Here is a 13,284-nt window from a genome sequence, read left to right on the forward strand (position 1 = left end):
TGTGATCTTCACCCCACCGGATGACGTACGGTGCCGTCGGACCCATGTGGCGAAAGGGAGAACGACGATGGCGGACAAGGCGCTGATCGTGGGCATCGGCGGCCGCGAGCCGCAGGTGGACGAGGGGGCGTTCCTGGCACCCACGGCCACGGTGATCGGTGACGTGTCACTGGGTGCGGGCGCGAGCGTCTGGTACGGCGCGGTGCTGCGCGGCGACGTGGAGCGGATCGCCGTCGGCGCGGGCAGCAACGTCCAGGACAACTGCACGCTGCACGCCGACCCCGGCTTCCCGGTCCGCGTCGGCGAGCGCGTCTCCATCGGGCACAACGCCGTGGTGCACGGCGCGACCGTCGAGGACGACTGCCTGATCGGGATGGGGGCGACCGTGCTGAACGGCGCGGTGATCGGCGCCGGATCCCTGGTGGCGGCGCAGGCACTGGTGCCGCAGGGCATGCGGGTGCCGCCGGGATCACTGGTCGCCGGTGTTCCCGCGAAGGTCAGGCGGGAGCTGACGCGGGAGGAACGTGAGGGGATCACCCTGAACGGCACGATGTACACGCAGCTCGCGCAGGCGCACCGCGAGGCGCACGCCTGAGACCGGCCGCCCGCGCCCCCTCGGGGAGGGCGTCCGGCTACTCCCCGGCGGGAACCGGTTCCGGCTCCTCGGTCTCGGGCCGCGCGCTCGCCTCCGCCTTCTTCGCCTTGCGCTTGAGCACCAGCATCGAGCCGAGCCCGATGAGCACGGCCGCCACCAGGCCGAGCCAGGAGAACTTCTTCAGCCAGGACTCGGCCACGACACCCACGTAGTAGATGACCGCCGTGGTGCCGCCCGCCCAGCAGATGCCGCCGAGGACGTTGGCGACGAGGAACTTCCAGTACGGCATGTGCAGCACGCCCGCCAGGGGGCCGGCGAAGATGCGCAGCAGGGCGACGAAGCGGCCGAAGAAGACCGCCCACATGCCCCACTTCTCGAAGGAGCGCTCGGCGGTCGCGATGTGCCCCTCGCCGAAGTGCTTGGGGAACTTCTTCCCCAGCCAGGCGAGCAGCGGCCGGCCGCCCTTGCGGCCGATGGCGTAGCCGATGGAGTCGCCGACGACCGCGCCGACGGTGGCGCACACACCCAGGACGACCGGGTTGATGCCCGCGTGCTGCGAGGACAGCAGGGCCGCCGAGATCAGGACGATCTCGCCGGGCAGCGGGATGCCCAGGCTCTCCAGACCGATGACCAGGCCGACCAAGGCGTAGACGGCGGCAGCGGGTACCGTGTCGAGCCATTCCTGGACGTGCACCGCAGGTTCCTCCCCGTTTTCGCGTCCCTGTGCTGCTGCGGAGCGCCGCGAGACACGCCCCCACGGAAGCCTACCGGGTCGGCCCGGCCGGGCGGCTCCCGCGGATCGCGCACGCGTTCCCGGCCGCGACCGGGCAGTTCCCTCGCACGCACCGTCTTTCCCGGCGGACCGGCGCCGCCGCCTGGAGGGGGCGCCGGGTGTCCGCCCCGGGGGCGGGTGTCCACCCCCGGGGTTGCGCGGCCCCGGTGCTCCGCGGCCGCGCAGCGGGCGGCGGCAGCCGCTCAGCCGTTGGGCCGCAGGGTCCAGACGACGGCCATCTCTCCCGTCACTTCTCCGTCCGCGCGCCGGATCTCGACCGACACCGAGAACTCCGGCCGCTGTCCCGCGTCCAGCTCCGCGACGACGTCGGCGGCCGGGCGGCCCAGGGTCGCGGTGGCGGTGACGGCTCCCATGGCCAGCTTCCGGTAGGCGATCTCGGCCCGTACGGCGAGCGGGACGGCACGCGAGAGCTGGTCGCCGAACGCGGCCAGCACGATGGCCCCGCTCGCGGACTCCCCCAGCGTGAACATCGCGCCGGCGTGCGGTCCGCCCACGTGGTTGTGATAGTCGGCCTGGTCCGGCAGGGCCACCACCGCCCGTTCCGGCGTGGTCTGACGGAATTCGAGGTTCAGGGTCCGGGCCATCGGCACGGTGGCGGCGAGCATCTCGCCGATCGACATCTGGTCAGCACTCATGTTCGGGATGTTACTCATCAGTAGCCCGTTCGGGCCAGAGCCCGCACGCGGCAATGGCACGCCCTACTGGTACGTCCCTGACAAAAGCCGGTGACCGAATCGTGTCCCTGGCGCCACTAGGGTTACTGCCCATGTGGCCAGGACAGCAGCCGCCCGGGGGCGAGCAGAACCCGCAGAACAACCCGTATCAGCAGCCGGGATACCAGCAGCCGAATCCCTATCAGCAGCCCGGCTACCAGCAGCCCAACCCATATGCCCAGCAACCTCAGTGGGGTGCGCCCACACAGATAGGCGGCCCCGAGTCGCCGAAGCAGCCGGGCGGGGGCGGTGACCGGACGAAGCTCGTCGCGATCCTCTGCCTCACGGCCGTGGCTCTGACCACCGCGGTGACCGGCTTCCTGGTGCTCGGCGGAGACAAGGACGACGAGGCCGACGGCGGGTCGAACCACACCAAGTCGAGCCCGTCCCCCACCGCTTCCTCCGCCGCCGAACCGAGCGCCTCGGATTCGGACTCGGGCTCGGACTCGGACGACAACCCGCGTGGCACGGAGACCGAGAAGCCGACGGTTCCCGGCTGGAAGGTCGTCGTGAACCCCAAGCGGGGCGTCGCCTTCGACGTGCCGGCCGACTGGGAGGTCCAGTCGGCCGGGTTGAGCATCGGCTTCGAGGACAAGAACGGCAAGCCGATCGCCATCATGTCCGGTGTGGCCAAGTACAAGACCAAGTGGTGCACGTCCGACGACGACAAGGACGGCCGCGAGGAGAACACCTCGCTCGCCGCGGCGGGCACCAAGGGCGCCGACGGGGCAAAGAACACCGACGAGGTGGCCGTGAACACCGTGGGCTGGTGGGTCTACGGCGGTTACACCCAGCCCGACAAGAAGAGCCTGACGTTCGACGAGAAGGCCAAGCCCTACACGACCACGTCGGGCATCAAGGGCAGTATCGCCTGGGCCCAGTCGAGCAACACGCCCCAGAAGGGCAAGTGCGCGAGCGACGGCAAGGCGCTCTCCTTCGGCTTCAAGAACTCCGCCGGGGACTTCGTGTCCTGGAACTTCTACGGCGCCAAGGGTGTGGGCGACGAGGTTCCCACCGCGACCATCATGAAGATCCTCAGCACGGTCCGGCTGCACGGAACCCCGACCGGGGGCTGACGGGCGGCTGTCCGGCACCCGCGGCGGCGCCGGGCCGGCGCCGGTCAGCCGATGCCGAACGCGCCCTCCGGAGGCTCGGGCGACGGTACGGCCCGGTCGTCCCGCACCGGCTCGGCATCCCCGGTGAACTCCTCCAGCGCGACACCGTGTTCGACGCGGGCGGGGAACGCGTCGGAGGCGGTCCGCCGGGTCAGCACGGCCAAGTCGAGGGGGCGGTGCGCGGCGATCAGCACCGCGTTGCCGAAGCGGCGGCCGCGCAGCACCGCGGGTTCGGCGATCAGCGCGAGCTCCTCGAACACCGCCGCCAGGGTGGCGAGTTGGGAACGCAGGAAGGCGAACGGAGCGGCGTCGGCCAGGTTGGCGAGATAGACGCCGTCCGGGCGCAGCACGCGCTCGGCCTCGCGGATGTAGCCGAGGGACGTGAGGTGGGCCGACACCCGCGAGCCGCCGAAGACGTCCGCGATCAGGACGTCCGCCGAGTCGCCGGGGGCGGCTTCCAGCCAGGCGCGGGCGTCGGCGGTGTGCAGCGAGACGTCGGCTCCGTCCGGCAGCGGCAGATGGTCGACGACCATCTCCAGCAGGCCGTGGTCGGCCTCGACGACGTCCTGCCGGGAGCCGGGCCGGGTCGCCGCCACGTACCGCGGCAGGGTGAGGGCGCCCCCGCCGAGGTGCAGCACGTCCAGCGGGGAGCCCGGCTCCGCGACCGTGTCCAGGGCGTGGCCGAGCCTCCGCGTGTACTCGAACTCCAGGTGGGCGGGCGCGTCCAGGTCGACGTACGACTGCGGCGCGCCGTCCACGGTCAGCAGCCAGGCCCGTTCGCGGTCGACGTCGGGCATCAGCTTGGCGGTCCCGTGATCGACGGGTCGGGTCACGGGTATCGGCTCCATCACGCGTCCATTGTGCCGGTCCGTCACACCCCGGACGGCCCCGTCACGCCCCAGGTGGGGGGACCGCCGGCCGGCTGACACCGGCCGGCGGTCCGCGGCTCCCACGAGCCCCTTCACCCGACTCACACCACGGCGGTCACGGTCCCCGCGCCGACGGTGCGGCCGCCCTCACGGACGGCGAACCCCAGCCCCGGCTCCAGAGGCACCTCGCGCCCCAGCTCCACCGTCACCGTGACGGTGTCGCCGGGCCGCGCCACGGCCGCCTCACCGAGGTCGATGTCGCCCACCACGTCCGCCGTGCGGATGTAGAACTGCGGCCGGTAGCCGGTGGCCACCGGTGTCGTGCGGCCGCCCTCACGCGCCGACAGCACGTACACCCGCGCGGTGAAGCGCCGTCGCGGGACCACGCTGCCCGGCGCCGCGACGACGTGGCCGCGTCGGACCGCGTCACGCGGCACCCCGCGCAGCAGCAGCGCCACGTTGTCCCCGGCCTGCGCCTCCTCCATGGGTTTGCCGAAGGTCTCCAGGCCGGTGACCACCGTCTCCAGACCGGCACCCGGCACCTCGACCCGGTCGCCGACGCGGACCGTGCCGCGCTCGACCGCACCCGTCACCACGGTTCCGCGGCCGGTGATGGTGAGCACGTTCTCCACCGGCAGCAGGAACGGCGCGTCCAGGTACCGCTCGGGCATCGGCACATAGGTGTCCACCGCGTCGAGCAGCGCCTCGATCGACGCCGTCCAGCGCGGGTCGCCCTCCAGGGCGCGCAGCCCGGAGACCCGTACGACGGGGACCGCGTCGCCGCCGAAGCCGTGCGAGGTGAGCAGGTCGCGGACCTCCAGCTCGACGAGGTCGATGAGTTCCTCGTCGCCGGCGTCGGCCTTGTTGAGGGCGACGACGATGTGGTTCACACCCACCTGCCGGGCGAGCAGCACGTGTTCGGCGGTCTGCGGCATGATCCCGTCGAGCGCGGAGACGACGAGGATCGCGCCGTCGAGCTGCGCGGCCCCGGTCACCATGTTCTTGACGTAGTCGGCATGCCCCGGCATGTCCACGTGCGCGTAGTGCCGGGTGTCGGTCTCGTACTCGACGTGCGCGATGTTGATGGTGATACCGCGCGCGGCCTCCTCCGGGGCCCGGTCGATGCGGTCGAACGGGACGAAGGTGCCGGAGCCGCGCTCGGCCAGCACCTTGGTGATGGCGGCGGTCAACGTGGTCTTGCCGTGGTCGACATGACCCATCGTGCCGATGTTGAGATGCGGTTTGGTGCGTACGTACGCCGTCTTGGGCATGGCTGTACCTCGAAGCCTGGTAGGTGCTGCGCTGCGGGACCCCACGGGATGGCCGACCCTCCCCCTGAGGGGTCCGCCGGACGGTCCGGGGAGGGTCAGCTTCGGGCGCCGTCGACTGCGGCGACGAGGATCAGGACGGCAGCCTCCGGGGCATCCGCGACCGCGGATGCTGCGAGGACGAAGGCGTGCCGGAACATGGGACCGATCATTCACGAGACCCCTGCCGCCCGTCGAACGGTTTTCAGGGCGGCGGACGGCTCCCGTGCGCCGGGCCATGCGGCGATCACCGGCATCCGTCCGCTAATGTCACCGAATGCTCGATGCCACCACCCGCTCTGGGGGCACCGCCACGGCCTCTCCCCGGGCCGCCGCCACCGAGCCGGCCGCCGCCGTTCCCGCGGCCCCGCCGGTCCCGGTCGTCCCGGCCACGTCTGCGTACGCCCCTCCCGCCCGCTGGGCGCGTGTACTGCTGTCCCCCTGGGCACGGCTCTGTCTGCTTCTCGCTCTGCTCACGACGGCCGGAGTGTCCGTGCTGCTCTTCGAGCCGCAGCGGCTGCTGGCGCACGGCTGGCCGCCCCAACTGGGCGGGGCCGCCGCGGCGTTGGTGTTCGCGGCGGCGTACGGCCTGTGCACGGTGGCGTTCGTACCGCGGCCGCTGCTGAACCTGGCCGCGGGCGCCCTGTTCGGGTCGTACCTGGGCCTCGCGGCGGCGCTGGCCGGCACGGTCCTGGGCGCCGGGGCGGCCTTCGGCCTCGGCCGCCTGCTGGGCCAGGACGCGCTGCGCCCGCTGCTGCGCGGCCGGCTCCTGACGGCGGCGGACGGGCAGCTCAGCCGGCACGGATTCCGTTCGATGATGGCGGCCCGGCTCTTCCCGGGCGTCCCGTTCTGGGCCGCCAACTACTGCGCCGCCGTCTCCCGCATGAGCTGGACGGCGTTCCTGCTCGCCACGGCCCTCGGTTCGATCCCCAACACCGCCGCGTACGCCGTCGCCGGTGCCCGCGCCTCCGCACCGACCTCTCCGGCCTTCCTCCTGGCGATGGCCTCCATCGTGGTGCCGGCCGTGCTCGGCACGGCGGTCGCCTGGCGCAAGCGCCACCACCTGCGGCGCCGCTGAGGGCACCGCACGCGTACGCGTGCCCGACGACCGTTCGGTGCGGCATCCGGGATGCGTACGCGTGACCGGGTCCATACGGCCGCTGTAGCCGTCCGGTAGCGCAGTGTCAGTCCTTGCCCCTAGGCTGTGGCCATGTTCCCCGATTCAGTGGCCTCTGGTTCCGTGCGGTCCGCCGCCGAGCTGAATGAGCAGATCCGGTCGCTGTGGCTGCGCTCAGGCGGGTCCCTGTCGGCTCAGGAGCGTGCGGCGTACGAGTTGCTGGTGATCGAGTGGGCCGCCGCGATGAGGGACGAGCTCATCGCGGCCGCCTGACGTCCCCGGTCCACGGGCGGTCGCCGCACCGAGCCGGGCCGACCGGTCCCTGCGGCCCGGTTCCGGCTCAGCGTCCGCCCGACACCCGCAGTACCGCTCCCGTCGTGTAGGAGGCGTCAGGTGACATCAGCCATGCGACGGCCGCGGCGATCTCCTCCGCCCGGCCCGCCCGGCCCAGCGGGATGTTTCCGGCCGCGCGCCGCACCCGGTCCGGGTCGCCCATCGCCGTGTGCATCTGGGTGTCGATCATGCCAGGCGCGACCGCGTTGACGCGGATGCCGTCCGGGCCGAGCTCCTTGGCCAGGCCGACGGTGAAGGCGTCCACGGCGGCCTTGGTCGCGGCGTAGTGGACGAACTCCCCGGGGCTGCCGAGTGTGGCGGCCGCGGACGACACGTTCACGATCACGCCGTTCTTCCGGGGCACCATCAGCTGGGCCGCACGGCGCGAACACAGCAGTGTGCCCAGGAGGTTGACGTCCACGACGCGCCGCAGGTCGGCGGTGTCGGTGTCGGCGAGCCGGCCCAGCGGTCCGCTCACCCCGGCGTTGTTCACCAGTCCCGTCACCGGCCCGAGCCGCTCCTCCGCCATCTCGAAGAGCCGCTCGACGTCCGCCTCCACGGAGGTGTCCATGCGTACGGTCACCCCGCGCGCCCCGGCCTCGAGCACCTCGTCGGCCACCGCCTCGGCGGCCGCGGTGTCGTCGACGTACCCGACGACCACGTCGTGCCCGTCGGCCGCCAGCCGCCGGCAGATCGCGGCCCCGATGCCCCGGCCACCGCCGGTGACGACTGTCACGAGACGTTTCATTGAGACCTCCGCAGCACCGAGCGACCACACCCCATGTGATCATCCTAGGACCGCTGCCGCCCGTGCGCGGAGGCAAGGATTCCGCGTTCCTCCCCGGCCCTCCGGACGCGATCTTCCGGGGCGCCCGCGGGACGCGCACACTGGAGCCATCCGGGGGGTAGGAGGGCACCGTATGAAAACGTTCGATCGGTGGCTCACCTCCCCGTGGCGGCGCTCGCTGCTGGCCGCGCTCGCGGGTGCCCTGTTCGTGTTCGCCTTCCCCGCGCCGTCGCTGTGGTGGTTCGCCTACGTCGCGCTGGTTCCGTGGATCCTGCTGGCCCGTTCCGCTCCGACCGGGAGGCGGGCGGCGTACGACGGCTGGTTCGGCGGGCTGGGGTTCATGCTGGCCGTCTTCCACTGGCTGCTGCCGAACCTGAACGTGTTCACCGTCGTGCTCTCCGCGCTGATGGGCCTGCTGTGGGCGCCCTGGGGCTGGCTGGTGCGGCGGTTCCTGGCGGGAACGCCCTCGCCGGGGCGGGCGGCGGCCGCGCTGGTCGTGCTGCCGTCGGCGTGGCTGGCGGTCGAGCTCGTCCGGTCCTGGCAGGCGCTGGGCGGGCCGTGGGGCATGCTGGGCTCCAGCCAGTGGCAGGTGCCCCCTGCGCTGCGGCTGGCCTCGGTGGGCGGAGTGTGGCTGCTGAGCTTCCTGGTGGTGGCCGTCAATGTGGCCGTCGCACTGCTGGTCCCCCGGCAGACGGTCGCAGTCCGCGCGCCCCGGGTGACCGCGGCGGCCGGTCTCGCGGCCATGGCCGCGGCGACCTCCGCGGCGTGGGTGTGGGCGCCGCGCCCCGACGTCGACGGCCACGCCCGGATCGCCGTCGTGCAGCCGGGCGTCGTGGCCGGCATCGAGAGCGGGCAGCGGCGGTTCGACCTGGAGGAGCAGCTGACCCGCCGGCTGGCGGGGCAGCACCCCGACCTGGTCGTCTGGGGCGAGAGCAGTGTCGGCTTCGACCTGGGCCACCGGCCGGACCTGGCGCGGCGCATAGCGGCGCTGTCCCGCGAGACCGGCGCCGACGTGCTGGTCAACGTGGACGCCCGGCGCTCGGACCGGCCGGGCATATACAAGAGCTCGGTCCTCGTCGGACCGGACGGCCCGACCGGCGAGCGCTACGACAAGATGCGGCTCGTCCCGTTCGGCGAGTACGTCCCGACCCGCTCGGTGCTCGGCTGGGCGACCTCCGTCGGCCGGGCCGCGGGCGAGGACCGCGGGCGGGGCACCCGGCAGGTGGTGATGAACGTCGGCCACGGCCTGCGCGTCGGCCCGATGATCTGCTTCGAGACGGCCTTCCCCGACATGAGCCGGCACCTCGCGCAGGACGGCGCGCGGGTGCTGCTCGCGCAGTCCTCGACGTCGACCTTCCAGCAGAGCTGGGCTCCCGAGCAGCATGCCTCGCTGGCCGCGCTGCGCGCCGCAGAGACCGGGCGGCCGATGGTGCACGCGACGCTGACGGGCGTGTCCGCCGCGTACGGCCCGCTCGGGCAGCGCGTCGGCTCCTGGCTGGGCACGGACCAGGGCACCGCGCGCGTGTACGACGTGCCGACGGCGCACGGCGTCACCCTGTACGTCCGCTTCGGCGACTGGCCCGCGCACGGCGCGCTGCTAGTGCTGGCCGTGCTGGGCGCGACGGAGAGCGTGCGGGCGCTCAGGCGGCGCCGGAGCGCTCCAGAACCGTCCGTACCACCCGTTCGCACAGTTCGTGGGTCTCCAGCGCGTCACGGGCACTGAGCACCTTCCCGGCGCGTACGGCGTCGAGGAAGAACAGCACGGCCTGCTCGATGCCGCGCTGCCGGGCGACGGGCACCCAGTCGCCGCGTCGGCGCACGGTCGGCTGCCCCTTGTGGTCGACGGTCTCGGCGAGGTTCACCACCTGCCGTTTGGTGTCCTGCCCGGAGACCTCGAGGATCTCCTCCGCCGAGCCGCTGAGCCGGTTCATCACGCCGAGCGCGGTGAATCCGTCCCCGGCGATCTGCAGCACGACGTGGTGCAGCAGGCCGTCACGCACACGCGCGCGTACGGTGACGTCGTCGACCTGGCCCGGCACCAGGAACCGCAGGGTGTCCACGACGTGGATGAAGTCGTCGAGGATCATCGTGCGCGGTTCCTCGGGCAGTCCGACGCGGTTCTTCTGCATCAGGATCAGCTCGCGAGGATGGTCGGCGCACTGCGTGTAGCCGGGTGCGTGGCGCCGGTTGAAGCCGACCATGAGCGAGACGCCCCGCTCCTCGGCGAGCCCGACCAGACGCGCGGAGTCGGCGAGTTCGTAGGCGAGCGGCTTGTCCACGTACGTCGGCACGCCCGCCTCCAGGAGCCGGGTGACGATCTGCGGGTGGACGGCGGTGGGGGCGTGCACGAAGGCGGCGTCGAGGCCCTGGGAGAGCAGGGAGTCCAGGTCGGCGTGGCGCCGCTCCGCGGGCAGGTGCAGGCTGTCGGCGACCCGCCGGAGCGTCTCGGGCGTCCGGGTCTGCAGGTGCAGGTCGATCCCGGGTTTGAAGCCGAGCACCGGCAGATACGCCTTCTGCGCGATGTCGCCGAGTCCGATGCAGCCGACCTTCACCTGGGCTCCTTCACCGCGCCGCCGTGCCTGACTGCACGGCAGCATACGGGGGCTGCGGCGGACGCCAGTCGGCGATGTCGTCGAAGCCGCGCAGGAGCAGGTCCGGGCTGATCCTGGACAGCGCGGCGATCGCGCCGTCGCGCAGGGCGATCCCGGCGCGGTTGCGCATGAGGTCCAGCCGCGCGGCCCTGACGGCCCGGCGGGCGACCGCGGTCGTGCGGGGCAGCCGGGCCGCGGTGTGGGCAGCGAGGTCGTCGGGGTGGTGGGCGAGGACGACGGCGTCCTCGATGGCCTGGTTGCCGCCCTGCCCGAGGGTCGGCGGCATGGCGTGGGCGGCGTCGCCGATCAGCACGGTCCGGCCGCGGTGGTGGGCGGGCAGCGGCCGGGCGATGTGGTGGACGTCGTGACGCAGCACATCCTCGGGGCGGGCGGCGGCGAGAACGGCGGGGACCGGGTCGTGCCAGTGCCCGAAGCGGCGCAGGAGTTCGGCCTGCTCGTCGTCGGCCGCGCGCTGTCCGGCGGGCGTGACGGCGGCGGCGTACGCGTAGACCCTGCCGTCCTTGAGCGGGTGCGTGCCCCAGAGACATCCCCTGCCCCAGGTCTCGTGGGAGGCGAACTCGGCGCCGGGCACGGGGACCACGACCCGCCAGGTGGTGAATCCGGCGTAGACGGCACCGGGATGACCGGGGAACAGCGTGCGGCGCACGGCGGAGTGGACGCCGTCGGCGGCCACCACCAGGTCGGCTTCCAGGTCGCCGCCGGGGGTGCTCACGCGGGCCGGGCGGTGGTCGTCCCCGGGGTCGGCGAGGCGTGCCTCGGCGGCCGTACGGACGGTGCCGGGCGGGAGGAGCGCGGCCAGGGTGTCGATCAGGGTCGCCCGGTGCAGCAGAACGAGAGGGCCGCCGAACCGCTCGGCCGCCGCGCCGGCGTCCGTCCTGGCGATCCAGCGGCCGGACGGGCTACGCAGTCCGCCCTCGCCCTGCCAGGCGGCGAGATCACGGATCCGGTCGCCGACGCCGAGGACGTCCAGGGCGCGCAGGGCGTTCGGGGAGAGCGAGATGGCGGCGCCGACGGGCTCAAGGGTGGGCGCCCGTTCCGGCACGGTGACCTGCCGCCCACCGAGGTGCAGGGCCGCGGCCGCGGTGAGTCCTGCGATACCGCCGCCGATGACGACGGCGCGTGGCTGCTCGGGCATGGCGCCTCCTGCACAGTTGGACTACACCTGTAGTGGACCGGCGGATTCGACGATACTACGGACGTAGTGCCAGTCACCAGGGGTGCAGTCGCCGGGTAGGTTGATCTCCATGTCCGCACGTCCCGAGAGCGCTCAGCGCGCCGATCTCGTCGCCGACACCGCGCTCGCTCTGCTCGCCGAGCGCGGGATGCGTGGTCTGACGCACCGGGCGGTCGACGAGAGGGCCGGGTTGCCGCAGGGCTCGACGTCGAACCTCGCCCGCACCCGGCAGGCCCTGCTGGAACTGACGGTGCGGCGGCTGGCCGAGCGTGAGGCGCGGGTGCTCGCGCTGCACGAGATGCCCGACCCACGCACCGGAGGTCTCGACTCGCTGGTGGACGGACTGGCACTGGCCACCCACCGGGCCCTGACCCGCAACCGGGCCCTGACCCTCGCCCGCTACGAACTCTCCCTGGAGGCCACCCGCCGCCCGGAGCTGCGCTCCCACTTCGACGCGGCGGGTGCCCGTTTCCGCGACCAACTCGGCGCGCTGGTCTCGGCGATGGGCTCGACCGCCCCGGAGCGGCACGTACTGTCCCTGGTCGCCTGGGCGGACGGGCTCATGTACTCCTGCGTGGCGGGGTCCTTCCACGCACGGGTACCGGAGCTGGACGAACTGCGCGCGGGGCTGCGGGAGTTGCTGGAGGGGATGTTCGGCACCGGAAAACCCTTGGTGTAACGGCCCGGGTGCGGGCCAAGATCAGGGCATGACGACCGAGCGACGACAAGAGCCTGCCACGAACGCCTCCGAACGCGCCATGCTGGAAGGCTGGTTGGACTACCACCGGCAGACGCTGGCGTGGAAGTGCGAGGGCCTGACCGACGAGCAGTTGCGCACCGCGTCCGTGGAGCCCTCCGAACTGACCCTGATGGGTCTGGTGCGGCACATGGCCGAGGTGGAGAGGCACTGGTTCCGCAATATGCTCCTACTGGACGACCTCGGACCGATCTACTTCAGCGAGCAGGACCCGGACGGCGACTTCCACGTCACCGACGCGGACACCTGGGCGGAGGCGTACGCCACCTGGCAGTCCGAGATCGAGACCGCCCGCCGGAACGCCGCGGGCCTCGGCCTGGACGAACTGTCGCAGGGCAAGAGCAGGCGCACCGGCGAACCGTTCAACCTGCGGTGGATCTACACCCACATGATCGAGGAGTACGCCCGGCACAACGGGCACGCCGATCTGCTCCGCGAGCGGATCGACGGTGCGAGCGGGGACTGAACCCGGCACCCGGCGTCAGCCGCGGGCGCGGTGGCACACCCCTTACGGGGCCCAGGATCACCCGTCCGTGGCATCCTCCGCCCGGCCGCGTTCCGATCACGCTCCGGACCCAGCAGAGTTGCGCGCGTGCATCGTACGACGACCACCGCAACGCTCCTGGTCTCCGTGGCCGTCTCGGCCCTCTCCGGCTGTGTCACGGTCCAGCGGCCGCCGGCGCCCGGCCCGGCGGCCACCACCCCGCTCTCCGTACCGAGCCCGGACGGCAAGGCCGGGCACCCGGCCGTGCAGGCGCCCGCCCGCGAGGCTCTGGAACGCATCGGCGACCCGCGCCACTCCTCCACCCCGGCCGCACCGCCCCGAATGCCGTCCGAAGCGGCGCCGCCCGGCAAGCGGCAGCCCCCGGCACCGGCCCACTCCCCCGCCCGGCCCCCGGCGCACGCGGCCCCCCGGCACCCACGGCCCGCGTCCCCGCCACGCGCCCACCACCCCGGCGCCAAGCACGCCCTGCCTCCGAACACGGATTTCTGCGCCCTCGGCCGACAGTACGGCGGCTGGAAACCGGACAGCCCGGAGACCAGAATCTGCCACCAGACGTACGACCGCTGACACCGGAGCCGCCGGGATTGCGAGCGGCCGGGACCCCGGG

At 72.9% G+C, this 13,284-nt stretch carries 15 protein-coding genes; 8 read left to right on the forward strand and 7 right to left on the reverse strand.

Annotation, left to right across the window (positions count from 1 at the left end):
- The first annotated feature begins 67 nt into the window (after positions 1-67).
- Positions 68-595, forward strand: a complete 528-nt coding sequence (locus tag OIE49_RS06885) for a gamma carbonic anhydrase family protein (RefSeq protein ID WP_326801556.1) — start codon at positions 68-70, stop codon at positions 593-595.
- A gap of 37 nt (positions 596-632) precedes the next feature.
- Here the strand turns inward: OIE49_RS06885 and OIE49_RS06890 are convergent, their stop codons facing one another.
- Both OIE49_RS06890 and OIE49_RS06895 read right to left on the reverse strand, forming a co-directional pair.
- On the reverse strand, positions 633-1,289 hold the full coding sequence (locus OIE49_RS06890) for a DedA family protein (RefSeq protein ID WP_326801557.1): 657 nt from the start codon (positions 1,287-1,289) through the stop codon (positions 633-635).
- A 281-nt stretch (positions 1,290-1,570) separates the two neighbouring features.
- On the reverse strand, positions 1,571-2,008 hold the full coding sequence (locus tag OIE49_RS06895) for a DUF4442 domain-containing protein (protein WP_326806160.1): 438 nt from the start codon (positions 2,006-2,008) through the stop codon (positions 1,571-1,573).
- A gap of 146 nt (positions 2,009-2,154) precedes the next feature.
- Here OIE49_RS06895 and OIE49_RS06900 point away from each other — a divergent pair, with 146 nt between their 5' ends.
- On the forward strand, positions 2,155-3,177 hold the full coding sequence (locus OIE49_RS06900) for a hypothetical protein (RefSeq protein ID WP_326801558.1): 1,023 nt from the start codon (positions 2,155-2,157) through the stop codon (positions 3,175-3,177).
- A gap of 44 nt (positions 3,178-3,221) precedes the next feature.
- Here OIE49_RS06900 and OIE49_RS06905 read toward each other — a convergent pair whose 3' ends face one another.
- Together OIE49_RS06905 and tuf are read right to left on the reverse strand one after the other, a co-directional pair.
- Positions 3,222-4,067 (reverse strand): spermidine synthase, encoded by an 846-nt coding sequence (locus OIE49_RS06905; protein WP_326801559.1) that lies wholly within the window; start codon positions 4,065-4,067, stop codon positions 3,222-3,224.
- 119 nt (positions 4,068-4,186) lie between these two features.
- Entirely contained in the window at positions 4,187-5,356 is a 1,170-nt protein-coding gene (gene tuf / locus OIE49_RS06910; protein ID WP_326801560.1) for an elongation factor Tu, read from the reverse strand.
- A gap of 313 nt (positions 5,357-5,669) precedes the next feature.
- Between tuf and OIE49_RS06915 the strand changes: the two genes are divergently transcribed.
- Positions 5,670-6,470, forward strand: a complete 801-nt coding sequence (locus OIE49_RS06915) for a TVP38/TMEM64 family protein (protein ID WP_326801561.1) — start codon at positions 5,670-5,672, stop codon at positions 6,468-6,470.
- A 132-nt stretch (positions 6,471-6,602) separates the two neighbouring features.
- Entirely contained in the window at positions 6,603-6,782 is a 180-nt protein-coding gene (locus tag OIE49_RS06920; protein WP_100567590.1) for a hypothetical protein, read from the forward strand.
- Positions 6,783-6,849: 67 nt separating this feature from the next.
- On the opposite strand, the gene OIE49_RS06925 is transcribed toward OIE49_RS06920, so the two are convergent.
- Entirely contained in the window at positions 6,850-7,590 is a 741-nt protein-coding gene (locus OIE49_RS06925; RefSeq protein WP_326801562.1) for an SDR family NAD(P)-dependent oxidoreductase, read from the reverse strand.
- Between the two features lie 172 nt (positions 7,591-7,762).
- Between OIE49_RS06925 and lnt the strand changes: the two genes are divergently transcribed.
- Complete coding sequence (gene lnt / locus OIE49_RS06930) at positions 7,763-9,352, forward strand: apolipoprotein N-acyltransferase (RefSeq protein WP_326801563.1); 1,590 nt, start codon at positions 7,763-7,765, stop codon at positions 9,350-9,352.
- Here the strand turns inward: lnt and OIE49_RS06935 are convergent.
- Together OIE49_RS06935 and OIE49_RS06940 are read right to left on the reverse strand one after the other, a co-directional pair.
- On the reverse strand, positions 9,270-10,181 hold the full coding sequence (locus tag OIE49_RS06935) for a Gfo/Idh/MocA family protein (protein WP_326801564.1): 912 nt from the start codon (positions 10,179-10,181) through the stop codon (positions 9,270-9,272). The two genes, lnt and OIE49_RS06935, sit on opposite strands and share 83 nt — an antisense overlap.
- Positions 10,182-10,191: 10 nt before the next feature.
- Positions 10,192-11,376 carry an FAD-dependent monooxygenase gene (locus OIE49_RS06940; protein ID WP_326801565.1) on the reverse strand — a complete coding sequence of 395 codons (1,185 nt, stop codon included), beginning with the start codon at positions 11,374-11,376 and terminating at the stop codon, positions 10,192-10,194.
- Between the two features lie 109 nt (positions 11,377-11,485).
- Between OIE49_RS06940 and OIE49_RS06945 the strand changes: the two genes are divergently transcribed.
- From OIE49_RS06945 to OIE49_RS06955, 3 genes are all read left to right on the forward strand, one after another.
- Positions 11,486-12,094: a TetR/AcrR family transcriptional regulator gene (locus OIE49_RS06945; RefSeq protein ID WP_326801566.1), complete on the forward strand. Its 609-nt coding sequence runs from the start codon at positions 11,486-11,488 to the stop codon at positions 12,092-12,094.
- A 28-nt stretch (positions 12,095-12,122) separates the two neighbouring features.
- A complete protein-coding gene (locus OIE49_RS06950) occupies positions 12,123-12,638 on the forward strand; it encodes a DinB family protein (protein ID WP_326801567.1) in 516 nt (171 codons plus the stop codon).
- 126 nt (positions 12,639-12,764) lie between these two features.
- Positions 12,765-13,244, forward strand: coding sequence for a hypothetical protein (locus tag OIE49_RS06955; RefSeq protein ID WP_326801568.1), 480 nt, complete (start codon positions 12,765-12,767; stop codon positions 13,242-13,244).
- Positions 13,245-13,284 lie beyond the last annotated feature (40 nt).

Origin of the sequence: Streptomyces sp. NBC_01788, from assembly GCF_035917575.1 — a bacterium.
Taxonomy (GTDB): Bacteria; Actinomycetota; Actinomycetes; order Streptomycetales; family Streptomycetaceae; genus Streptomyces.